The organism is Aeoliella sp. (assembly GCF_965227375.1).
Lineage (GTDB): Bacteria > Planctomycetota > Planctomycetia > Pirellulales > Lacipirellulaceae > Aeoliella.
Genome location: NZ_CBDDFX010000001.1, coordinates 1,352,650 through 1,374,557, shown reverse-complemented (window position 1 = coordinate 1,374,557; position 21,908 = coordinate 1,352,650). Strand labels below are relative to the sequence as shown.

Annotated in this window: 19 protein-coding genes; 6 read left to right on the top strand and 13 right to left on the bottom strand. The window is 60.3% G+C overall.

All coding sequences use genetic code 11. The features are described 5' to 3' along the window. Positions 1 to 80: 80 nt before the first annotated feature. Positions 81 to 1,121 carry a sigma-54 interaction domain-containing protein gene (locus tag ACQK2L_RS05720; RefSeq protein ID WP_425395971.1) on the top strand — a complete coding sequence of 347 codons (1,041 nt, stop codon included), beginning with the start codon at positions 81 to 83 and terminating at the stop codon, positions 1,119 to 1,121. Positions 1,122 to 1,136: 15 nt separating this feature from the next. On the opposite strand, the gene ACQK2L_RS05715 is transcribed toward ACQK2L_RS05720, so the two are convergent. From ACQK2L_RS05715 to ACQK2L_RS05705, 3 genes are all read right to left on the bottom strand, one after another. After that, on the bottom strand, positions 1,137 to 1,316 hold the full coding sequence (locus tag ACQK2L_RS05715; RefSeq protein WP_425395970.1) for a hypothetical protein: 180 nt from the start codon (positions 1,314 to 1,316) through the stop codon (positions 1,137 to 1,139). 21 nt (positions 1,317 to 1,337) lie between these two features. Continuing rightward, positions 1,338 to 1,994 (bottom strand): pyridoxamine 5'-phosphate oxidase, encoded by a 657-nt coding sequence (pdxH, locus tag ACQK2L_RS05710; RefSeq protein ID WP_425395969.1) that lies wholly within the window; start codon positions 1,992 to 1,994, stop codon positions 1,338 to 1,340. A gap of 202 nt (positions 1,995 to 2,196) precedes the next feature. Continuing rightward, the gene (locus ACQK2L_RS05705) at positions 2,197 to 3,456 is read right to left on the bottom strand and encodes a beta-ketoacyl-[acyl-carrier-protein] synthase family protein (protein WP_425395968.1); all 1,260 of its coding nucleotides are present in this window, start codon (positions 3,454 to 3,456) and stop codon (positions 2,197 to 2,199) included. A gap of 411 nt (positions 3,457 to 3,867) precedes the next feature. Between ACQK2L_RS05705 and ACQK2L_RS05700 the strand changes: the two genes are divergently transcribed. Beyond that, on the top strand, positions 3,868 to 5,010 hold the full coding sequence (locus ACQK2L_RS05700; RefSeq protein ID WP_425395967.1) for a fatty acid desaturase family protein: 1,143 nt from the start codon (positions 3,868 to 3,870) through the stop codon (positions 5,008 to 5,010). 111 nt (positions 5,011 to 5,121) lie between these two features. Here the strand turns inward: ACQK2L_RS05700 and ACQK2L_RS05695 are convergent, their stop codons facing one another. Then, entirely contained in the window at positions 5,122 to 5,925 is an 804-nt protein-coding gene (locus ACQK2L_RS05695; RefSeq protein WP_425395966.1) for a DUF5984 family protein, read from the bottom strand. Positions 5,926 to 5,968: 43 nt separating this feature from the next. Then, a complete protein-coding gene (thrS, locus tag ACQK2L_RS05690; RefSeq protein ID WP_425395965.1) occupies positions 5,969 to 8,152 on the bottom strand; it encodes a threonine--tRNA ligase in 2,184 nt (727 codons plus the stop codon). Positions 8,153 to 8,719: 567 nt separating this feature from the next. Here thrS and ACQK2L_RS05685 point away from each other — a divergent pair. Together ACQK2L_RS05685 and ACQK2L_RS05680 are read left to right on the top strand one after the other, a co-directional pair. Further along, positions 8,720 to 8,869 carry a hypothetical protein gene (locus ACQK2L_RS05685; protein WP_425395964.1) on the top strand — a complete coding sequence of 50 codons (150 nt, stop codon included), beginning with the start codon at positions 8,720 to 8,722 and terminating at the stop codon, positions 8,867 to 8,869. A gap of 254 nt (positions 8,870 to 9,123) precedes the next feature. Continuing rightward, complete coding sequence (locus tag ACQK2L_RS05680; RefSeq protein WP_425395963.1) at positions 9,124 to 9,717, top strand: superoxide dismutase [Ni]; 594 nt, start codon at positions 9,124 to 9,126, stop codon at positions 9,715 to 9,717. Between the two features lie 56 nt (positions 9,718 to 9,773). On the opposite strand, the gene ACQK2L_RS05675 is transcribed toward ACQK2L_RS05680, so the two are convergent. Both ACQK2L_RS05675 and ACQK2L_RS05670 read right to left on the bottom strand, forming a co-directional pair. Next, positions 9,774 to 10,565 carry a hypothetical protein gene (locus tag ACQK2L_RS05675; protein ID WP_425395962.1) on the bottom strand — a complete coding sequence of 264 codons (792 nt, stop codon included), beginning with the start codon at positions 10,563 to 10,565 and terminating at the stop codon, positions 9,774 to 9,776. Between the two features lie 93 nt (positions 10,566 to 10,658). Continuing rightward, entirely contained in the window at positions 10,659 to 11,720 is a 1,062-nt protein-coding gene (locus tag ACQK2L_RS05670) for a polysaccharide biosynthesis/export family protein (protein ID WP_425395961.1), read from the bottom strand. A 770-nt stretch (positions 11,721 to 12,490) separates the two neighbouring features. On the opposite strand from ACQK2L_RS05670, the gene ACQK2L_RS05665 reads away from it, so the two are divergent. Together ACQK2L_RS05665 and ACQK2L_RS05660 are read left to right on the top strand one after the other, a co-directional pair. Further along, positions 12,491 to 13,639 (top strand): exosortase/archaeosortase family protein, encoded by a 1,149-nt coding sequence (locus ACQK2L_RS05665; protein ID WP_425395960.1) that lies wholly within the window; start codon positions 12,491 to 12,493, stop codon positions 13,637 to 13,639. A gap of 239 nt (positions 13,640 to 13,878) precedes the next feature. Further along, positions 13,879 to 16,308, top strand: coding sequence for a polysaccharide biosynthesis tyrosine autokinase (locus ACQK2L_RS05660; protein WP_425395959.1), 2,430 nt, complete (start codon positions 13,879 to 13,881; stop codon positions 16,306 to 16,308). Between the two features lie 139 nt (positions 16,309 to 16,447). On the opposite strand, the gene ACQK2L_RS05655 is transcribed toward ACQK2L_RS05660, so the two are convergent. The 6 genes from ACQK2L_RS05655 to scpB form a co-directional block, all read right to left on the bottom strand. Beyond that, on the bottom strand, positions 16,448 to 16,600 hold the full coding sequence (locus ACQK2L_RS05655) for a hypothetical protein (RefSeq protein ID WP_425395958.1): 153 nt from the start codon (positions 16,598 to 16,600) through the stop codon (positions 16,448 to 16,450). Positions 16,601 to 16,640: 40 nt separating this feature from the next. Next, the gene (locus ACQK2L_RS05650) at positions 16,641 to 17,600 is read right to left on the bottom strand and encodes a hypothetical protein (RefSeq protein ID WP_425395957.1); all 960 of its coding nucleotides are present in this window, start codon (positions 17,598 to 17,600) and stop codon (positions 16,641 to 16,643) included. A 67-nt stretch (positions 17,601 to 17,667) separates the two neighbouring features. Further along, positions 17,668 to 19,041: a hypothetical protein gene (locus ACQK2L_RS05645; RefSeq protein WP_425395956.1), complete on the bottom strand. Its 1,374-nt coding sequence runs from the start codon at positions 19,039 to 19,041 to the stop codon at positions 17,668 to 17,670. Between the two features lie 130 nt (positions 19,042 to 19,171). After that, complete coding sequence (locus ACQK2L_RS05640) at positions 19,172 to 20,485, bottom strand: APC family permease (RefSeq protein ID WP_425395955.1); 1,314 nt, start codon at positions 20,483 to 20,485, stop codon at positions 19,172 to 19,174. 171 nt (positions 20,486 to 20,656) lie between these two features. Next, entirely contained in the window at positions 20,657 to 21,151 is a 495-nt protein-coding gene (locus ACQK2L_RS05635; RefSeq protein ID WP_425395954.1) for a hypothetical protein, read from the bottom strand. 24 nt (positions 21,152 to 21,175) lie between these two features. Further along, complete coding sequence (gene scpB, locus ACQK2L_RS05630; protein ID WP_425395953.1) at positions 21,176 to 21,907, bottom strand: SMC-Scp complex subunit ScpB; 732 nt, start codon at positions 21,905 to 21,907, stop codon at positions 21,176 to 21,178. Position 21,908: the final 1 nt, after the last annotated feature.

The following is a 21,908-nucleotide window of genomic DNA, read 5'->3' as shown; positions in this document are numbered from 1 at the left end:
TTGAGTCGCGTGGGGCAACGCGATTTCGAGTTCAGTCCCGCCGAACATGCACCCATTGATTCCCACCCCCGGTGCCGCTAATGAATTCCACCTCGCTTTCCCCCATGGTTGGCCGTTCGCAGTGGCTGCGCGAAACGCAGCTTCGCATACAGCAGATTGCTCCCTACCAGGCCAACGTTCTGATATGTGGTCCAAGTGGTACCGGTAAAGAACTGGTTGCCAGGGCGATCCACGCAACCAGTCTCCGCAACGACCGATCCTTCTTGCCGGTCAACTGCGCGGCCATCCCCAACTCGCTGTTCGACAGCCAGATGTTCGGGCACGTCAAAGGCGCGTTCACTGGGGCGGACTACGAATCGCTAGGCTGCTTTCGCGCTGCTGAAGGCGGTACTCTGTTCCTGGACGAAATCGGCGAACTCGATCTCGACCTGCAGGCGAAGTTGCTGCGTGTGCTGCAAGATCACCAAGTGGTGCCGGTCGGCAGCCACACTCCGCAATCAACCGACGTGCGAATCGTCGCGGCCACCAACCGCGATCTGGAACAGGAAGTAGCAGCCGGGCGGTTTCGGCTCGACCTCTACTACCGCTTGAACGTCATCGAGATTCCTACGTTGCCACTCAACCAACGGCCCGACGACATCGATGAGTTGAGTCGTCACATGCTGCACCGGGCATGCGCCGAAAATGGCATGGCTGGCAAGTCGATCGCGCCTTCGGCCATGCGGTTGCTGCTGGAGTACCGCTGGCCCGGCAATGTCCGCGAGTTGCAGAACCTGATGGAACGCGCCGCGCTGGCCTGCCGCGAAGACGTGCTGTCTGCCGAAGCGCTCGAAGCCATCTGGAATCGCAAGCCGTGCCTGGAACAACCAGCGGCCGCGCTCGGCGCGATGCGAGAACCTTCGGAACCCGCGCCCAACGCTTTGAACTTTGGCCACCCAAGCCACGAGCCAGCCCCCTGGCAGTCGCTGGACGACGTCGAAGCCGAACACATCGCGCGCACCTTGAAGCACGTGTCGTCGAACAAAAGCGCTGCGGCACGCCTGCTGCGAATCGACCGCAAACGCCTGGACCGCAAGATCGCCAAGTACGGTCTTCAGGAAGCGGTAAGGCAGTTGGCGTAGCGGCTGGGTCGTCGCTCAACGCTCTGTATCGTCGCGGTATTCGACCCTTCCAGAAATGTCTTTGAGTTCCCTCAGGCTGCAGATGCGCACGTATTCGCGTACCGCACACGCAACTGCGTCCGAATTGTTGTCTAACTCTGTTGCCTTCCTGAGCTGCACGAGATCCTGCTCGGAGAGTTCAACGGTTACGTCCATTTTCAGGCTCTGATAAGGGTTTCACGGTCCCAAACGGCGAATCGCCCACCCATCACCTTCACGCTGGTACACCAAGCGATCGTGTAGGCGGTTCGGGCGGCCCTGCCAGAATTCCAGTCGCGTGGGCGTCAGTTGATAGCCGCCCCAATCGTCGGGCACGGGGACGTCTTGCCCCTCGTACTTGGCTTCGGCGGCGGCCAAGGCAGCTTCCAGCGTCTCGCGACTCGTCACCTCATGCGACTGGTCGGAAGCCACCGCGCCCAACTGGCTCGATCGTGGGCGAGTGGCAAAGTACTTGGCCGACGTCTCGCGGTCGGTCTTCTCCACGGTGCCATCGATGCGAACCTGGCGGCCCAACTGTCCCCAATAGAATGCGAGTGTCGCCTGCGGGTTGGCGGCTAGTTCGGCCGCTTTGTCGGACGCATAGCTGGTGAAGAATACAAAGCGGTTCGCGTCGTCGATCTCCTTGAGCAGCACCACGCGCGCGGCGGGTTGCCCGCCGGGGCCGACGGTGGCCAGCGTCATGGCCGTCGGCTCGAACCACTCGCCTGGCGAATTGGCGATCGCCAGGCTAAGCCAACCTTTGAACTCGTCGATCGGACTAGCCGCCATGTTTGCTTCCAGCAGACCATCCTGATGCTGATAGTCGGTCCGCAGGTCGCCCAGTTGCATGCTCATTTGTTTGCCTTGTCGCGTGAAGCGTCGTTCAAGAGCCAACGTTGCTACTCTTGTTTAGACCTCCCCCACGAAAAAGCTTAGCAGACCGCCCACGCATCATGTCAGAGGGCCAGCCACCCGAACGACTTAGCCGTGTGCCGGATTAGCACAGTAGGACGCTCGCCGCGGGCGCAGAGTTCGGAAGCGTCTCTGCGGAGGCCTGCTACTCCACCACCACGATGGTTGCCGCAGCCTGGCCGGTGGGTGTGTGGCTCAATTTGGCGAACGCTCGGCGATCGGTCGACTCGGTGGAGGTCGCCACGCGAACTGGACAATCGGGGTCGGTTTGCTCGTGGTTCAGCGTCGCCGGCACTTGTCGGTCTGCGGCGGCCAATAGGCTCACCGCCAACTCCACCGCGCCGCCGCCGGGACCGAGATTGCCAAAATAGCTCTTCGCCGCGGTCACCGGAACATCCGCCCCATCGAGCACTCGGGCGATGGCGGCCGCTTCCACCGGATCGTCTTCCACGGTGCTCAAGCCGTGAGCGTGCACATGCGCCAGCTCGGCGGGCGAAACGCCGGAGCGCTCGAGCGCCAGGCTGAACGCCGTGGAGATCGCCTCGCCCGGTGGGTCGTACTGGTGAGCGAGCTTCTGGTAGCGACTGGCCGAACTCACCACACGAGCTATCGGCGCCGCTCCGCGACGTTCCGCGTGACTGCGACTCTCGAGCACAAACAGCGCGGCCCCTTCGCCCATCACCATACCCGAACGCTTGGCGTCGAAGGGTCGGCTGATCGACTCGGGCGGATCGTTGGTCTGAGCCAGCCGCGCACCGCGGTGCCAGATCAGATCGGAGATGGCAAGTCGCGAACTCACGCCGCCGGTGAACATCAAATCGGCCTGCCCGCGACGGATCACATGCGCCGCTTCGGCTACCGACAGCACGCTGGATGCGTCGCCAAGGGCGATGGTGTTGGTAGGACCTCGCGCGTCGTGTCGAATGCCGATGTGACAGGCCGGCATGTTGGGCAGGTACTTCAGCATCCACAAGGGATAGAACTCCCGTAGGGCCTGCTCTCCCCACTTCGAGAAATCAAACTTCCCGTCGTTGGTGCTCGCCAGGTAGGGCTCCACCAACTCTTCCATGTCGCAGTACATCGAACCGGCGCCCAAGACCACGCCCGCCCGATCGGGATCGAAACTCCCCTCGGCGACGCCCGCTTGCTCGGCCGCCATTTCGGCGGCGGCGAAGGCCATCTGGATTTCGCGGGCCATGACCTTCAGGCTCTTGCGCGGCTTGACGTATTGCTTCCCGTCGAAGTCGAGCACTTGTCCGCCGTACGGAGCCAGCCAACCCGCCTCGGCGTAATCGTCGATCGGTGAAACACCACTGGTTAGGTTGGCCAAACTGGCGCGCACCGCTTCCGGCCCGATGCCCATCGGGGAAACGATGCCAATTCCAGTAATCAGTACTTCGTCCAACGGGGCTACCTGGGCGTCAATCGTGCCATCGCTGAGGAGGGGGCGCGCGGAACCAGCCTTTGCGGCGGTCCGACCGCGCTGGCGCGCGGCGTCTTCGCAGCTCGAGGGGGCAGACACCACCAAAGCGATCAGGATTTTCGCTATGGCGGCATTCTGGCGACAATCGGGCGGCGAAGCTAGCGACCCCTCAACTTGCCAGATCGGTTTGCGCCATCGTTGCAGTTTACCTATCCCTCGGCTCAGACTCAACAATCCACACTTCGCTAGCCGATCGTAACGATGCTGCCGTCCAGCGCAGTCGCCCACCTTTGCGCCGGTATTTTCCCTGCCGGCCCCGCCTCCCAGGCATGGGGACACTCGTGCCCCCGATTTGCCTATAATAGCTAAGCCCTCGCGTGCCCCTACCCTGACATGAGTATCGAATCCGCCGCACGAACGCCCGCCGAACTGCTGGAGCGTACCAGCGGACGCTTCTCGATGGCCCAGGCGCGGCGGATTGTCGGTAACCAGTTCCGCCCCAAAGCGACCCTGTACTGGACCGATCTCTTGGTCACCTGGGTCGTGGCCATTGCCTGCTACCGCATGGTGCGCGAGGAGTGGCTCGGCGGGCCTGTGCGGTTGGGGCTGTTCGCGTTGTCGTGCCTGTTGATTTACCGCGCTGGGCTGTTCATTCACGAACTGGTGCACCTGCCGGCCGATAAGTTTCGCGGTTTCCGCATCGTGTGGAACTTGCTTTGCGGCATTCCCTTCCTGATTCCGTCGTTTGTCTACTACACGCACATCGACCATCACCGTCGGCGTCACTATGGCACCGATCACGACGGAGAGTATTTGCCGCTAGCGCACCGCAGCCGTTGGTGGATCGTCGCTTATCTGACGCAGAGCCTCATCATTCCGGCGCTGGCCATCTTCCGCTTCGGCGTGCTCACACCGCTGACGTGGTTGCATCCATCGATTCGCACTTGGGTGCACCGCCACGCATCGAGCATGATCATCGACCCCATGTACCTCCGCCCGCTGCCTACCGAGCGGGTGCTGCGGGTGATTCGCTGGCAGGAAATCGGCTGCTTCCTGTTCATCTGGACATTCGCGGCGCTGGTGTACTTTGGTCGCCTGCCGGTGTTCGCGCTGTACCAGGCGTATGCCACTGGTGTGGTGGTGGTCACCATCAACGCGGTGCGAACCGTGGCCGCGCACCGCTGGCTCGGCCAAGGTGAGACGATGACGTTCCTCGAACAACTGGTCGACTCAGTGAACTACCCCGCAGGCAGATGGTGGAACATTCTCTGGGCGCCCGTAGGACTAAGGTTCCACGCCCTGCACCACTTGTTCCCCAGCATACCGTACCACTCGCTGGCCGAAGCGCACCGCCGATTGATGGCCGAACTACCGGCCGACTCGCCATACCGCGTAACGGAAAGCCCCTCGCTGTGGGCGGAGCTTCGTTCGCTGTGGCGGCGCGCTGGCGAGAGCCGAGAGAGTTCGGCGTACGAGCCAGCAGCCACCGAAACGGCAAGCGCTGGCAGACAATCGCAGCGGCTCTCGCGGGTTTGAACGACTCAGTTGCGTAGCAGCAGCCCGCGTAGCTTCCGCCGCCAAACGGAGGACTTTCGGGGGACCGCTTGGCGGTCCGCCTACCAAAGTTCTCGTTCCCCCAAGGTTGGTTTACCCCTTGTTCTTTCGACTTAATTGCTCGAGCACTTCGATAGCCTGGGAAACTCCATGCCAATTCGTCGGCGGATCAATGGCTCTGACATATTGGTCGAGGAACTGAGATCGTTCAAATTGCTCCCGTTGAAGGCCTTGAAGGTGCACTCGAATACTTGGTGACAGAGCACCCGCCAGGACTTCCGCTACCCGCTCGCTCATCTGCGACATTAGCCTTGAGTGTAAATCTCGAACCTCTTCGATAAACGTGGCGCGAGGCAGGGACCATCGCCCGAACTCGGCGGTCCACGCCAAGACACCTTTGAAGAGAACATCTCGATGGTCCCATTCTATGTGGACGAACTCGGAATCCGACCAAATGACGGCGCGAATTGGCGTCGTGAGGTAGTAGGATTCAATTGTACGTTTGTCTAACCAGCCAATGGCTAAACTGTCCAATTCCAGTTCATCGGATTCATCCAGAGATTCGACTGCATCCCACCACTGCGATCGACGGTGATTCCACTCCTTCGATTCGTCAACAGCGATAAAGCAGCGTAAGTCTTCCGGTACCACTTCCAGCGCATAGGGAGCGAGTTCGAGTAGGCCCTCGTAGAAGCGTGTCACCTGAAAGTCGCAAAGATGCGGGGCTCCCTCGGACTGCGCGAATTTGCTGTACTCGAAAAGTCTACTGTTTCCGGCTTGTATCCAGTAGCAACCATCAGTGAGCCCGAACCAATGCAGGTTGGGATCGTCAGGCTCGCCCCAAGGTTGAATCTGCTCGAGTGGTCGAAGCGTGAAGTTGAAGAGCGGGTACGGCATTGGCGTATCGAATCATATTTCCCAACGGCTTCGTTAGCCATCGTCAATACTCGTTCTGAGCCCCCCGATCCGACACCTCCGCGCCGACAGTCTGCTCGGCCACCTGTCGCACTTGGCGGCTGGCAATTTCTTCCTGCAGCTTGGCGATGGCCTCGTCGACGCTCATCGCGCCCAGGTCGCCGTCGATGCGGTCGCGGACCGTGACAGTTCCGTTGTCGCGGTCTTTTTCGCCGACCACGAACATGTAGGGCGTGAGCTCGAGCTGCGCCTCGCGGATCTTCGCACCCAGCTTCGCTCCGCGGTAGTCGCCACTGGCACGGAGGCCCGCCGCGGTGAGCTGCTTCTCGACCTGGCGGCCGTATTCTTCGCTTTTGTCGCTCACCGTGAGCACGCGGACCTGCTCGGGTGCAAGCCACAGCGGGAACGCACCGGCGAAGTGTTCGATCAATACGCCGATGAACCGCTCCATGCTGCCTAGCGGCGCGCGGTGGATCATCACCGGGCGGTGCTGCGTGTTGTCGGCGCCGGTGTATTCCAAGGCGAAGCGGGCTTCGCTCGGCAGGTTGTAGTCAAGCTGCACGGTGCCGAGTTGCCACTCGCGGCCAATGCAGTCGGTCACTACGAAGTCGATCTTTGGTCCGTAGAACGCCGCCTCGCCGGGTTCCGGTTCGCAGCCGGGCAGGTTCATTTCGCGGGCCACCTGCTCGATCGCCTGCTCGGCGCGGTCCCATTGCTCGGGGCTGCCAACGTATTTGTTGCTGTCGGGGTCGCGGAAGCCGAGCCGCGCGCGATAGTTCTCCATGCCCAGCGACTTGAGCACCTTCAAGGTGAACTCGATGCAGCCGCGCACTTCGTCGGCCACCTGTTCTTCGGTGCAGAAGATGTGGGCGTCGTCCTGCGTAAAGCCACGCACCCGGGTCATACCGCTCAGCTCGCCCGACTGCTCATAACGATACACGGTGCCGAATTCCGCCAGCCGCACCGGCAGGTCGCGGTAGCTGCGAGGCTTCGACTTGTAAATCATGATGTGGTGCGGGCAATTCATCGGCTTGAGCAGATATCGCTCGTGCTCGTGAGCCCACTTGTTGAGCGCCGCGAGGCGCTGCTCGCTTGTCGAATCGAGATCCAACTGACCATCGAAGCCCATCAGCCGCGCGGCGTCGAGCAGCTTGGCCTCGCCGTCGGCGTCGAGGTTGCCTTCTTTCAGCTGGTCCATCCAGTACTCGACCAAACCGCCGGCGTCGTGTTCGCAGAGCGGCGCGAACTGCGACTCTTTGTAGTACGGGAAGTGGCCACTGGTTTCGTACAGTTCGACCCGACCAACGTGCGGCGTGTAGACCGCCTCGTAGCTACGGCTCTTCAGCTCGGTGCGGATGAACTCTTCGAGCACACCGCGAATGATCGCGCCTTTGGGCAACCAGAGGATGAGGCCCGAACCAACCGTAGTGTCGATGTGGAACAACTCAAGCTGCTTGCCTAGCACGCGGTGGTCACGCTTGCGAGCTTCCTCGAGTCGATGCAGATGATCCTGCAGTTCCTTCTTGTCGAAGAATACGGTTCCATACAGTCGCTGTAGTTGCTCGCGACTGGCGTCGCCCTTCCAGTACGCGCCGGCCACCGAGAGCAGCTTGAACGCCTTGCCGATGTGCGAAGTGCTGGGAATGTGCACACCACGGCACAGGTCGACAAACTCGCCCTGGCGATAGAACGACAAATGCGACTCGTCGGCCAAGCCGGTCTCGATGTGCTCGACCTTGAACTTCTGACCCAGCTCGTCGCACAGCGCAAGGGCCTCGGCGCGCGGTTGATCGAGTCGCTCGAACCGCTCGTTTTCCTTGACGATCTTCTTCATCTCCGCTTCGATCTTAGGGAAGTCTTCCTCGCTAATCGGTTCAGGGCAGGAGATATCGTAGTAGAAGCCCGTGGCCGTGGTGGGACCAAACGCCAGCTGCACGCCGTCGAACAACCGCATCACCGCCTGGGCCATGACATGGGCGGTGGAGTGCCGCAGGATGGCGAGGGCCTCGGGGTCCCGCTTGGTGAGGATCCGCAAGCTCACCTCGCCCGAGTCGGGGAGCTGCTTGCTCAAATCGGCCGGCTTGCCGTCCACCTCGGCGGCAATGGCACTCTTGGCCAGCCCAGGACCGATGTCGGCCGCCACGTCGTAGATGGAGAGGGACGATTCGTACTGTTTCTGGGAGCCATCCGGCAGTTGAACGGTGAGCATCGTGCGAGCAAAAAGGTTGGGAGCGAGGATTGCCACAAAACACGGGCAATAAGGGGCGAAACCCTGCAAACTGCTCAGTATAGGACTGCAGCCGGTAGGTGGCTATCCGACATCAGGAGTCGAGCATTGCGGGGTAGGTTCGGCAGCGAGCCAATGCGTACCGCCGCAATCGTTCAAAACGCTCACACCGTTTTTTGATAGCAGCGAATGCGTTTTTGCCGAAGTACCCCCGTTTTTTCGGAAAAATGCTTGCGGACATGTGCGTTTTGGCTTTCAATAAACCAAGCGAGCGACATTGATTTCTCCTCCTTACCTACTACCGCTGCGCTCGATAGGGCCCTTGGCAGGTGAGATGCGAGACCGCTGTGTTGGCACGTGATTCACTTTTCTTTGATTGGCAGCTTCTGAGGAAGGCATCTCATGAACTGGAATGTACGAGTGTTGGGTTTGGTGCTGTTGGCTTTTTGCACCTGGGCACTTGCAGTGCCCGTTGCGTTGGCTGACTTATCCGAACCACCTAATTCGTTGATTAGTATCGATTCTCCCATCGATGTACCCCTCCACCAAATGCCCACCACCATGCCGCTGGAGGAGGTCGACCCAACTCCAGAGGCGCAAACAGTCAATGCCATCGCAGAACCAGGCTCCATTGGCTTGGTTGCCTTAATGGCCCTGATGGGCGGCGGTGCGATGATGATGCGACGACGCCTGGGCTAGCAAACGCCAGGACGATCTCGCGTTGACAATACGATTGACTCTTGTTGCGGTACAATTCCCCGAGTACCGCAACAGAACCGAGGCTCCCGTGTCTCCCCAACACGGGAGTCTCCCTTTTTGTCGTCGTCAAATGGGCGAAGTTGACGGTTGGGTACCCATCTGCCTGCCGCACCCATTAGAATGGACTCTCCCAGTCGACTCTGTGCGGCTGACCCGCCTTTGAACCAGTCTCTCACGTTCAGGAGTCCTCCACGATGATCACACGATTGAGTACCATTGCCGCCGCCAGCGTGTTCGTTCTATTCGCCGCCCGCCAAGCGTCGGCGCACTGCCAGGTTCCGTGTGGCATCTACGGCGACGAGCGACGGTTTGAGGAAATGCTGGAAGATACGCAAACCATCGCCAAGGCGATCACCTCGATCGATGAGTTGGCCGGAACGCACGACGCCACGGGCCACAATCAACTCGCGCGGTGGGTGGCCACCAAGGAAGCTCACGCGTCGAACATCCAGGAGATCATCGGGCAGTACTTCCTCGCCCAACGCATCAAGGCCGACTCGCCCAAATACGTCGAGCAACTTAAGGCTGCCCACGCGGTGATTGTCGCGGCCATGAAGTGCAAGCAAGCCGCTGATCCCGCCACAGCCAAGGCACTGGAAACGGCCATCTTGAATTTGTACCGGGCGTACGAAGGCAAAGAGCCGCAGTTCAGTCAAACAGATGCTGCAGGCGCGATTCCCGCCTCGGCTCATGCCGGTCACGATCACGGAGACCATGCGCACGAACATGGCGACCACGATCACGGACATGACCACGGTGACCACGAGCATGGTGACCACAAGAACTAAGGCTACAAAAAAACCCCGGCCTCACTTGGCCGGGGTTTTTTATGCGCTATGGAGTGCTATCGGCGGTTAAACAACCCGCGTGGCATCGCTGGCGGTGTGTCGCCACCGGCCTGCTGAACACCCGCTGTGGGCTTGGCCTCGGCAGGAATGAGCGAGACCTGTGGCCGCGATACTTCCATCGATGTGGTGGCCGAAGCCGGAAGAATCGCTCGCGGAGCGGGCATTCGCTGTGGGGTGTTCATTTGACCGGGACGAATTCCCAGCGGCAGCGGTGGTGGAGCATCTCCTCCGAACCTCGGTCCGGTTGGAGCCCGGCTGGAACCCGGGAAGATGTCGGCGGGTGGCTGACCAAACGGCAGCGATGGATCGCTGGGCTGCTCGCCGCTGGGCATGTCGCCGGGTTGTTCCCGCATGAATTCGGGCAGGTCGCTCGGGTCCGAGGCTGGCGGATCGGCAGGACGCTCGGGGCGTTCCAACTCGTCTTCCGTTGGCAGATCGACACCTGGCGTCTCCTCCTCGCTGCGGCGCGGCGCGGGCTCGGGCTCCAGGGCCTCGACCGTGGGCGGCGCCAGCCTGTCTTCGTGCTCTGGGTCCGGTGGATCGGAGCTTCCGATGTCACCACCCCCGATCTTCGTTTCGGCGGCGTCGCCTCGTTCGTCCAGAGTCGTGCCGGGCCACAAACGCCATTGCGTCTGGGTGTAACCCCACGTCGGGCGGTAAGGCACGCAGGCGCCTTCGGCCGAACAGGGCGGTGGCGTCGGCCGGCCGATGGGGGCAGCCAGCAAGCTGGCGGTCGCCATCCAGGGCAAAATAGCGGCGGCAAGAACGCGAAGACGGCGGGTAGTCATCGGTCAAAGTCCTCGATTTATCCAAACACGATATTCAAGCAGCTACTGGGGGCGTCGCGCGGCAGCGACCAGCCCCCACTTCATTAGCATTGGTTATTGGAGCTGTCCCAAGCCGAATCGAGCAATTCGGTTGAGCATGGCAGTACCCAGCGACACGAAACCGAAGAGCCGTTCGGCAGGTTGCGTGAACCGCGACAGCACGCCATCCAGCTTCCGCATCTTGTCCTCTTCGATGTACAACCGATCGCCCGGCAGCAGTTGGTAGTTGGTGGCCGTGGCGCCGCCGCGAGTAATCGCTTCGTAATCCACAGGCAGAATCTGCTCGCAGCCGGTTCCCGCAGGAGCAGGTCGGGCGATGAAGACTCGCGTGGACGATAGCTGGCTCAGACCGCCAATCGCGGCGATCGCGTCCAGCACGGTATCGTTACCCGTAATGGGAGCAGTGACGATGTTGTCGCCAAAGCCGGCGCCTTGGGTGATGATGTAGTACTTCTTGCTGTTGTAGGAGAAGACGTCGACGATCACTTCGGGGTCGACCAGGTACTCCGACAGCTTGTCCTCGATCCGCGCTTTGGCTTGGTCGAGCGTCAGCCCGGTGACGAACACCGACCCGTAGGTGCCCAGATTCACTCGCCCGTCGGGACCTACCAGGTGCTCGCCCACAATCTGCTGGGCACCAGCCGACACGGCCAGCGACACCGATACTTCCGCATCGGGATAGATCTGCGACAAGTGCTTGCGAATCGCTTCTTGAGCGTCGTCGATGGTCATGTTGGCGACCTGCACCCGGCCGTAGCTGGGACCGAGGTCGATCTTGCCCTCAGGATCGACGAAGAACGCGTTCTGAATCGGTACGTTGTCGTCCACGTACAAAGCGCGGACCAGCAGCCCGTCGAACGGTTCGACCACATGCGGCGGCTTGGGCACGATTTTCACGGCATTGATCAGCAGGATGTCTGGCGGCTCGATCACGTAGGGCGGCAGCGACACCATGTCCTTCTCGCGTCCTGCCGGATTGACCGCCGGCCCCTCGCAGGGCGACATGGGCAGGGGCTCGCGAGGCTCCATGAAACTGACACATCCAGTGGTGCCAAGCACCAACAGACCGAAGGCCGCCAGTAACGTGCGGTGAGTGATTTGGGTGATGTGCGTCATGGCCCCCATCGCCTATCTGCGTGAAAAGTTGCTATGTGTAGCGTTGTGTGTGCCGCCTGGCGGTGGAACGCGCAAGCCATCCGGTGCGACCGGAATGTTCGGCACATTCGTAATAATCGGTAGAGTCGCCACCTAACTTTGCTTGCGTTTGACAAATTCCGCGTGAAGGGGCCCGGGATGGGCAAGCGATAGCAGCTAGAGTTCGCCTCAGGCGGTCGAGCTAGCAGCCGACCGCCGGGCGGCTGCGGCTTTTTTTTGAACCGGCTTGAGGGCGTCTGCGTATATACGCGAAGAAGGCCGAAGGTTGGGCTGCAGTCGCTCGCGAAGAGCCAAAAGCGGTCCAATCGTTACAAGCAGAACCAGCTCGGAAAAAAAGAGCATGGTTCTCCCACGACAGGTTTCCCGCAGAGGTGCTACTAGCCGGGCGAGTGTCGTGCGATTGCTGGGTGTTTATCGAGAAAAACAGCGCCGCCCGCCGCGTGGGTGGGGGACGAATCCGTTATTATGGTAGTTTGACAGATTTTAGGGGCCCGCTTATCTTCGATTTCAACGTATCGATGCGGGCAAGCTCTCTAGGGCTTGTCTGCTGACAGCATTGCCTCTTTGGCGAGGTGGCCAAACACTGGGCGGTTTGACGTCCGTGTCGGGGCCGAAAAGTGGCCAACAGGCGGCTGCGTGCCGAGCAAGAGCCACTAATCAGACGGATCTGCCCTCGCCTACCGCTAGCTAATCCTCCATCCACCTATCTGCGCACATCCAGCCAAACTTCCATGAGTAGCACCCTCGCTCCCCGTCCTGTCCCTCTCGGAACTAGTGGCCACTCCGGCAGTGCCCCAAGCCTTAGCCCTGGCGAACAACAGGCGATGTGGATCACGCTCGTCAGCTCCATTGGAGTGCTGATGGTGGTCTACTGGAACGAGCTGACGATTACCAAGGACTACTGGAGCGATGCCACCTATTCGCACGGCTGGATCATTCCCTTCATTGGGATCTTCCTGATCTGGAACAAGCGTCTGCCGCTTGGCGGGCAGGTGAGCACCCAGGAAGAGAACCGCATTGCCCAAATCGTCCTGGCGCCGGCGGGATTGGCCATTGTGGCCTATTTTGCCGGTTTTCCCGCAGTTACCTGGCTGTTGTACGGAATCTCGGTGCTGCTGGGATTCGCCATGGTGCTTCGCTATCACGAGTTCGAACCGGTCGCCATGAGCGAGCGGTGGATCGGCGCTGCCCTGGTAGTGGCAGCCCTCGGATTGCGAATCTACGGCACCTTCTACGACAAACTGTATTGGGACCGATACAGCATGATCCCTGCGCTGTTTGGCGTCTTCATGCTGGCTGGAGGCTTTCCCATCATCAAGCGGATGTGGGCGGCCATCGCCTTCTTCGTATTCATGATGCCGCTGCCTTCGCGAGTCGAGCTTTTCATGCTCGGCGGTTTGCAGAAGATCGCGGCTGCCGCCAGTACCATCGTGCTACAAATCCTGGGAGTCGGTGCCTACCGCCAGGGTTCTCGAATCAATGTCGATGGATTGTCCGAGCCGCTGGAAGTGATCGGAGCTTGTGCCGGATTGCGGATGCTCACGATCTTCTGCGCGATGGTCATTGCCATGGTGCTGCTGATCGATCGCCCCTGGTGGGACAAGCTTATCCTGCTGCTGAGCGCCGTGCCCATTGCCCTGATAACCAACATTATTCGCATTACCACTACCGCACTGCTGTTTCTGGCTGTGGAAGGTACCAGCTGGCAAGACCCTCTGCACGACAGAATTCACGATGTAATGGGCTACGCGATGATCTTCGTGGCTGGCGGCATCATGTGGCTTGAATACAAGATCCTCTCCTGGCTGTTTGTCGAGGAGGGAGACGAAGTGCTCCATACCGCGGGTATGCGAGGTGGAGTGCCGATTGGCCGGAACTAGCCCTCTGTGTTGCCGCTGGGCAACATACGTTGTGTTTCGGCCACCTGAACTTAGCTGGCTGGGGCAGAAGGATTAACCGTATTTTCGCCGTTTGCCGCATAAATACTGAGTCGAACGTTTCGCGGCCACGCCTTGGGCGTCGAAGTTGCATATGCCTCAAGGCCAAGGCGGATGCCAATCCGTCCGGCGTACGCCCCTACTTGTCTCGGCAGCCATTATCCCTGAGGAGAGTTTAAGCAATGGCTAATCACGACCCTTCGCATCCGACCGCCCCAGGCAATAACCAGCCACTGGTTCCTGCCTCGATGCACGACCAAGGAGGCCCACTGGAGGTCTCCCAGCCTTTCGCCAGCCCAACGTTCTCGCGAACGCCAGCGGTGGTGAACGGCGGCATGGACGCATCCTGGTTCCTCAACTCGCTACGACGACGCTGGCTGCTGGCCACCTGCATGGGCCTACTTCTGGCCGCTGGTGCAGGCGCGGCATTGTACTACCTGTTTCCCGAGTCCGACACCGCGATGGCTCGGTTCTTGGTGAGTTCTAAGCAGGAAACCCTTCTAGACAACGGCATTAATATTAGTGGCCCCACCGAGAGCTTTGACATTTACAAAGCGACGCAGGTGCAGATGATCAAAGGCCCGAAGGTATTGCGTGCCGCTATGAAGAATCCCGACATGCAGAAGGTTGGGTTCCTGCGTCAAGAAGAAAACCCCGAGATGTGGCTGTACGAAAACCTGGATGTACGCTTCGAGGGAAATAGTGAATTGATGCGGGTCTCTTTGACTTTGGATGAGAACGCCGAGGAAATGGAGACCGCCATCCGCGCGATCTGCGAGGCGTACATGGAAGAAGTGGTCCGGGCTTCGCGAATTGAGCGCATGAAGCTACGAGATGCGCTAAAGGCCACGCGCTCGAATTTGATGGCCGAAATTCGCGAGAAGCGAGACGAGTTCCTGCGGCTCTCTGAAGAGCTTGGCATCACACCAAGTGGTCAATTTGATCCCTCCGTTCGTATGTTGTTCGACGAACTGAGCGCCAAGATGAGGCAGCGGGCGGAACTTGAAGAGCAAATAGTCGAAATTCAACTTCAGTACGAAAACTGGCGTAACACCAAGAACAATCCGGGCCTGCAAGAGCAGCAGGTCGACGCCATGGTGTCCGCCAATGAAAACATCGCTTACCAGGAACAGGAAATCCTGGCGCTACAAGCGCGGCTTCGTGATGCGGAGAAACGTTCCTCAGGTCGCGCCACCCGCCTGACGCGCCGCATTCAAAAGGACTTGAACTTCGCCCAGCAAAGTCTGGCGCAGGAAAGGAATCAGCTTCGACAACAGATCAAGCAACAGATCGCCAATCAACCGGATTACGAGATCGCGTTGGTTACCGAGCAGATGCAGCGTCGGCTCGGCTACCTCAATCGTCGCCTTCTACAGCTCATGCAGGGTCGCGACGTTCCACAGGAAGATGGCTCCACCGAGCATGAAATGGGCATCAACGAGTTGAAGGAGACTCTCGAAGCCAAGGCCGTTGGCTCCACGGATCTCACCATCCGCAATGCCGAACTTCAGCAACTCGACGAAGTCGCCTATGACCTGTCGCAACGCATCCAAGCGTGGGACATCGAGCTGGATCCCAAAGCCCAGCAGGAACGTGTCCAACTGGTCGAGGCTGCCTACACGATGCCTGGCATTAACAAGTTCCAGCGGTACGCCATCACTGGCCTGGGCAGTATCGCCACGCTGGTGCTTACCTGCCTGGGCATTGCTTACCTCGAGTTCATGGGTCGCCGACTCAACGGACCCGAGCAGGTGGACGAAGGCCTTGGCATCCGCGTGGTTGGCACCCTGCCGGCACTGAACGCCAAGCGAATGATGAATCCCAAGCACCCGTTGGTGGCTCAACTCACCGAGTCGATCGACAGCGTGCGAACCGCCCTGATGCACGACTCGACTTCCAAGCCTCGCCAGGTGGTGCTGGTCACCAGCCCGTCGGCTATGGAAGGACGCACCACGGTTGCCAGCCAGTTGGCTGCCAGCCTGGCTCGTGCCGGTCGTCGCACTCTGCTGATCGACGGCGACCTGCGTCGCCCGGCTCTGCACGTGCTGTTCGACGTGCCGCTGGAAGACGGTTTGTGCGAAGTGCTGCGAACCGAGGTCGACGTGGCGGATGTGGTTCGTCCGACACACGCCGAGAACTTGTGGCTGATGACGGCCGGCTACTGCGACGCCGATGCGGTGCACGCGATGGCCACCGATCAGATTCAGCCGATCTTCGAGAAACTGCGTGATGAGTTCGACTTCGTGATCATCGACGGTGCTCCGGTTCTGGGCCTCAGCGACTCGCTGATGATGGGCCAGCACTGCGACGGAGTACTGTTGAGCGTGCTGCGGGACCACACCTCGGTGCCCAGCATCTACAAGTCGACCGAACTGCTGCGTGACGTCGGTGTGCGACTGATCGGTTCGGTGGTCAACGGTGTCTCGGCTCGAGCCGACCGCCGCGTGACCCACCTGCAGATCGCCTCGCCCAAGGCAGCCCGTAAGCAACTGGAAGACCAGCACGCGGATGTGGCCGTGGCTACCAAGCCCGCCACGAAGCCAGCCACCGAGGTACAAGACCTCGACGACCTGGACGATATCGACTTCTCCGACCTGTCCAACGACGACTAATCGGTCGGACAAGTAACCCTAAGCTTCTCCTCAGCGGGGTTTCGATTCGGCAGCCTGATCAGCCCCGAAACGAAACCCCGTTTTTTTGTGGAAGTAGTATGGCCGCCCCGGCCGTACGTAGCAGGATGCGGTGCAGTATTCATGGGGCAAAGGGGTTCTCGGAGACGGTGGATGAGTCGAAGGGATTCTGGCCTTGGCAGATCGAGACTTTGGGATACCGCTCGCGAAGCTCTTCGACTCCTTCGTCGCCGATGGACGTGTCCACTAGTGTGAGCTTCTGAAGCTGTGGCATCTTGGAGAGCAGGTCGGCGACTTGCTCAATCGTAAGGCTTTCACCCCACAGTTCCAGTTCGCTGATTTCCAGCGGCGCTAGGTCCGTAAGACCGGTCGCCCAGCACCAAATCACGCTCTGGATCAAACCGCCATCTCATCGCTTCTTCAATCGAGCTATTTCCGAACGAATCAAGTTTCAGAGTCTCGAGGTGCGGTAGCGATTTGAGTTCTGCAAGTGCGTCATACGTCAGTGCACCTTCAATCGAGACCTTCTCAAGTTGAGCGAACCTTGATAGTTCGCAGATGTCATCCTTCCAATTGGCATTCATCCGCAAGTCGGCTTCGGTTCGCCGCCAGAACGCTTGCAGGTTACCCGCGTTGCCCACCAGCTTTCGCAGCCAGACAGGGCCTTCATATCGCCACCTACCATAGTTGCCCCCGTGGAACGGCGAGGGCGACACTTTGAGGTCGAACAGCTCGCTGAGCTCGAGTTCTAACTGCCGCTGGCGAGCGTTGGCCGTGTACCAACCAATCAACACGCCGAAAACGGCCATCCCCACCAACAGATCGACGACTCGAAACCGCAAGAGCCCGCCGCGGCGTCGCAGCCATCGCTCGGTTGACCAGATCACCAGTGCGATCACGGCACAAAACAACGCGAGGTCAACGATCACCGCCCACCAGCGTATCCGCCACTCTTCCCCATCGAGTGGCCAACTTCGTCTTCTGGTCCAGGAAACAGCCCGCTTCTCGGTATAGACTTCGGACACCTGCTGCTCGACTAAAATCAGCAGATTCTCAAACCGGTCCCCCGTATAGATTGCTCGCGCAGCACAAGGCATCGGCCAACCGTGCTCGTACACTCGCATGTCGGCATCCTCGTTCGCATGTCGCTCGAAAGATTGTTGCCAAGCTTCCCGGCACTCTAGCTGCCAAACGGTAGCTGGATTTTCGTAGCAACGACTCTCCTCCCCCGGCACCATAATCAACACCAGCGCTGCCGAGACCACCAGCATCACCAGCCAGGTGAATGGGTGGAGGCTTCTGAGGCGTCGGAAGAGGGAGCGGATCGGTTGCACTGCGAGTTCATTCTTTGGCGGCCATCGTGGGGTAACGCTGGCGGCGAACGTCTTGCACCAGCGATTCCATATCCGCAGGTGAATTGCCCGCATAGTTTTCCAGGCAAGACATTTGCTGCCAAACTGCCGTCAGGTTGACCCCAGGGTACCTCTCACGAATCGCGGCAATCTCCGTAGGAGTGATGGCGGGATCCTGGAGTATGAGAAACTCGAGATTGGGACTGCACTGCAGCAATTGTTCAACGTCTTCAGCCAACACCCATGGACCGCGTATGGTGAGAGCCTGCAAGTGCAGCTTGCCGAGTTTCGGCAAGTCCGCGTAGCCAAGGCAATCAGCGGGATCGAAGCCAGTCCGTGATTTGCCGGCTGCATCGCCTATCTTGTCGGGATCGCTCAGGGCAACATGCAGACGGTCCAATCGCTCGAGCTCTGCGATCGACGCGATCGCATCGCGCGGCATCCCAGAGGGAAAGTGGAAGCTCTTTAGGTATGGGAGTCGACCAAGCTGGCGGAGATCCTCCTCCCACAACTCGCTCGGCTCCAAATAAGCGATTTGGATATGATGAAATCGGGTGATGAGGACTTCGCTTCCGGCAAGGCGCTCGAGCCACAGCGGTCCGTAGTACTTCGGCGTATCCAGACGGCATCGCCTCTTCGTTTGCCGGTCGGAGTCATCGTCAAAATAGCGCGCCACCCGCTGTTCCACTTGGCGCAGTTGCTTGTGGTGTTCCAGCCAAGCGAGCAGTGCCGCAACAACAGTGAACCCTGCCAGCAGATCGACAATCCGCAGCCGGAGAAACCCGCCGCGTCGCCGGACCCAGATCTCCGTAAGGATGATCGTCGCAGCGAGAAGCGCGGATGCCACAAGCAGGTTCGCCAATAGCGCCGGCGTGTTGAGCCTCCAGTGGTCGCTCCAGAATGGCCAGCTGTCGTAGTTGCTCCAGGTAATGGGAGTCTCGATTTGATGATCGTTTCCCTTCCACCTGCGAAGAATAACAGCGAACTGCATCGCCGGTTCCGAGGCCTCGCGCTTGGGTTGTGGCACGTCCGCCAGCGTAGCTGGGCTGGGGCTGACCTCGGTACACGTGCATCGCACCAAATGGGGCCAAGGCCAACCATGCTCGTAGAGAGTCAAGGTCGTGTGGACAAACTCACCTTTCTTCCGACCCTGTTGATAGCTTGTGTAAGTCGCCAAATAGACTTCCTTGGCGTCACCCCACCACTCGCCGTCCAGTTGCTCAGAGCGGTACATCCGCTCACCCGGCACCATGATCAGCACTAGCGCCGCCGAAACCACCAGCGCCACCACCCACGTAAAAACGTGAAGGCTTCTCAGGCGTCGGAAGATGAAGCGGATCGGCTGCACGTCATCGGTTCTCACGAGCGGGTGGAAAGTATTCTCCCCGGCCTTGCCCGATGATGCAAACTCACTTTACGTACTATGGCCGCCCCGGCCGTACCCAAGCTAAGCTACGGCCGGGGCGGCCATAGTACCTGTCGAGGCGTAGTGCTTACTGCTCAATGTCTTCGTGGCGGACTCGGTCGATCCAGCGGAGCAGGAAATACATGGCCACGCCAGCGGCGATCGTCACGACGCAGGCGGTGATGGTGGCGGTGCCGTCGTCGGGCTTGCGCATCGCGGTGAGCACCATGAGCGCCAAAGCGGCGGCGACAAACACGCCTGCGGCGGTGAGTTGCCACCACCGCGGCTGACGCTCGGGATCGGGTCGCACCCAGAACAGCGTGGCCACGGCCGCCGCTGCGCAGAGCATCAAGATGAGCCCCAGGTACTCGAGCTGTGCCCTCAGGCTTGCGACCAACACCACAGTGCACGCCAGCACCGACTGCAGCGTGATTGCCACCCGCGGCGATCGACCGGCGGGGGGAACCGGAATAGGGAAGAGCCCGTCGGCCGCCATTTTGGAGTACACGCGGGGGCCACTCATCGTCAGCGCGCTGACGCTGGTGGCCAGTGCCGCGCAGATCAACAGCCGCGTGCAGACTTCGGCCGTCGGGCCGCCCAATATTCCCATGGCCAATGCTGCGATGTCATCCTGTCCGGCAAGATCTTCGATGGGACCCGAGAAGACGAACACGGCGTTCAGCGCCAAGTACAGCACCGTTACGAGCAGCGTGCCGAGCACCATGCTGCGGGGCACGTTTCGCTCGGCATCGCGGACTTCCTCGGAAACGTACACCGCCGCGTTGAACCCGGAGTACGCCATGTAGACGTAGGTGAGTTGCACGGCGAATACGCTCCAAGTGAACGTCGGCGGCGGGGTGGCAGGAAGCGGCTCGCGGCCGCCGAGCCACCAACAACCGAGCAGTGCCAGCAGCGACAATCCAGCGACCTTCAGCACGACCACGCCGTTCTGCAGCCACGCCCCACCGGCCACGCCGAGCGAGTGCTGCACGACGCACAGCAGGATGAGCACGATGGCGATTTTTCCGTTGGGCTCCGCAATTCCCAACAGCGGTGCGGCGTATTGCTCGAACGTCCCGGCGGCCAAGGCCAGCGCGCCGGTGAAGCCTGCAAGCAGCGACACCCAACCCGCCAAAAAACCAGCCAGCGGATGCACTCGCCGTGCCAGATAGACGTACTCGCCGCCCGACTCGCGCAACTGCTGGGCGAGCGCTCCATAGCTAACCGCACCACACAGCGCGACGATGCCACCGACCACCCAGCAGACAAGCACCCATCCCCGCGAGCCCAGCGCGGCCAGCGAGTAACCCGCACTGATGAAAATCGCCGAGCCGACCATGCTGGCCACCACCAGAGCAGTGGCCGAGCTGAGTCCCAGTGGCTGCGAAGGTTTATCGCTCATCGCAGTTCATCTACTCGTTGGCAAGAAAAAACCCCGAGCGGAAAGCTCGGGGCTTAAGGGAGTGCGTGCCGCACGGGCGTGTAGCGTCTGTGGCGGCGAATTTCCAGAGGATCTTGCTCAAATACACGCCAAATTTATCTGTAGTGCGCTCTAGTGCTTCGACATAGCGCTCTAATCTTCTTCATCGTACTCGTATTCGAAGTCTTCCTCTTCGTCGTCGTCGTCATACTCTTCGTCCGAATATTCGTACTCAACGTCGGCGTCTTCTTCGTCCGCATCGTCGGCTTCGGCATCGTCCTCGTACTCCTCGCCTTCTTCATCTTCCTCGAGGTCGTCCGCTTCGTACTCTTCATCGTCTTCGAGCTCGGAATCGTCGTCTTCGACTTCCTCCCAAGTTTCGTCTTCGTACTCTTCCTCTTCGTACTCTTCTTCCTCCAGAGGTTCGGCCTCTTCGAGCAGGTCGCCGTCTTCGACGTCCTCGTACTCGTCGTCGTAGACCTCTTCCTCATCATCGTACTCGTCATCGCCGTCTTCGTAGTCGTCGGCGTAGCCGTCTTCGAAGTCGTTCTCCAACTCACTTTGCAGGACGCGCGCCAAAGGGTCGTGCTCCGCCAGTGCGGTAGCGCTGGAAGATTGGCTGGATTGGTGGGGGGTGACGATACTCACGGAGGCTGTCTCCCTGGCTTGAGTTCATGCGGCTCGCGGAACCACATTCTGTTGACGGTTGCTCTCGGTTGCAAGCTGCCCGGCCGCCCCATCGACTCCGTCGAGCAGCGGCAGGTCTTTCAGACTCTTAAGGCCAAATAACTGTAGAAACCGCTTGGTGGTGCCGTACTGAAGGGGTCTGCCCAATTCTTCTGATCGTCCGACAATACGCAAGAGGTCCCGCTCAATCAACTGCCGGAGCAGTTCGCCGCAGGCTACGCCGCGGATGGCCTCCACTTCGGCTCGCAGCACCGGTTGACGGTATGCGACTACCGTCAGGGTATCGAGGGCCGGCGGCGTGAGCTTGAGCGGACTGTGGTCCAGGTCGCAGAAGTCGCCTATTTTGCCAATCCAAGGGGCAAATTGCGACCCTGTCAGCAGCCGATACCCCCCGGCCACGTTCTCGATCCGAAACGCCCGACCCCGCCGCTGGTAGGTGTGCGAGAGCTGCGATAGCAGCGTGCGGGCCTCGGTAGCGTCGGTCAGATTGGCCAGTTGGGCGATCCGCCGCAGGCTCAGGGCCTCTCGCGAAACCAGCAACACCGCCTCGACTCGGGCCTGGCGGTGGGCGTCGTCCGACTCCGCGATTGGAGCGTCGGAACTCTGCATTTCCGACCACACAGTCGTTCGGCCGCCTGCGCAGCGGGGTCCGTATCGCCGCGAACCGCTGGCGATGGTCTGAAGTTGCTCGGATAGCGCGGTCCTGTTTGGTGTCATC

What these genes read in the sequence shown, in the direction of transcription:
- ACQK2L_RS05720 (WP_425395971.1), top strand. Translation starts at nt 81, where the DNA reads ATGAATTCCACCTCGCTTTCCCCCATGGTTGGCCGTTCGCAGTGGCTG.
- ACQK2L_RS05715 (WP_425395970.1), bottom strand. Translation starts at nt 1,316, where the DNA reads ATGGACGTAACCGTTGAACTCTCCGAGCAGGATCTCGTGCAGCTCAGG.
- pdxH (WP_425395969.1), bottom strand. Translation starts at nt 1,994, where the DNA reads ATGAGCATGCAACTGGGCGACCTGCGGACCGACTATCAGCATCAGGAT.
- ACQK2L_RS05700 (WP_425395967.1), top strand. Translation starts at nt 3,868, where the DNA reads ATGAGTATCGAATCCGCCGCACGAACGCCCGCCGAACTGCTGGAGCGT.
- ACQK2L_RS05695 (WP_425395966.1), bottom strand. Translation starts at nt 5,925, where the DNA reads ATGCCGTACCCGCTCTTCAACTTCACGCTTCGACCACTCGAGCAGATT.
- thrS (WP_425395965.1), bottom strand. Translation starts at nt 8,152, where the DNA reads ATGCTCACCGTTCAACTGCCGGATGGCTCCCAGAAACAGTACGAATCG.
- ACQK2L_RS05685 (WP_425395964.1), top strand. Translation starts at nt 8,720, where the DNA reads ATGCCCACCACCATGCCGCTGGAGGAGGTCGACCCAACTCCAGAGGCG.
- ACQK2L_RS05680 (WP_425395963.1), top strand. Translation starts at nt 9,124, where the DNA reads ATGATCACACGATTGAGTACCATTGCCGCCGCCAGCGTGTTCGTTCTA.
- ACQK2L_RS05675 (WP_425395962.1), bottom strand. Translation starts at nt 10,565, where the DNA reads ATGACTACCCGCCGTCTTCGCGTTCTTGCCGCCGCTATTTTGCCCTGG.
- ACQK2L_RS05670 (WP_425395961.1), bottom strand. Translation starts at nt 11,720, where the DNA reads ATGACGCACATCACCCAAATCACTCACCGCACGTTACTGGCGGCCTTC.
- ACQK2L_RS05665 (WP_425395960.1), top strand. Translation starts at nt 12,491, where the DNA reads ATGAGTAGCACCCTCGCTCCCCGTCCTGTCCCTCTCGGAACTAGTGGC.
- ACQK2L_RS05660 (WP_425395959.1), top strand. Translation starts at nt 13,879, where the DNA reads ATGGCTAATCACGACCCTTCGCATCCGACCGCCCCAGGCAATAACCAG.
- ACQK2L_RS05655 (WP_425395958.1), bottom strand. Translation starts at nt 16,600, where the DNA reads ATGCCACAGCTTCAGAAGCTCACACTAGTGGACACGTCCATCGGCGAC.
- ACQK2L_RS05640 (WP_425395955.1), bottom strand. Translation starts at nt 20,485, where the DNA reads ATGAGCGATAAACCTTCGCAGCCACTGGGACTCAGCTCGGCCACTGCT.
- scpB (WP_425395953.1), bottom strand. Translation starts at nt 21,907, where the DNA reads ATGACACCAAACAGGACCGCGCTATCCGAGCAACTTCAGACCATCGCC.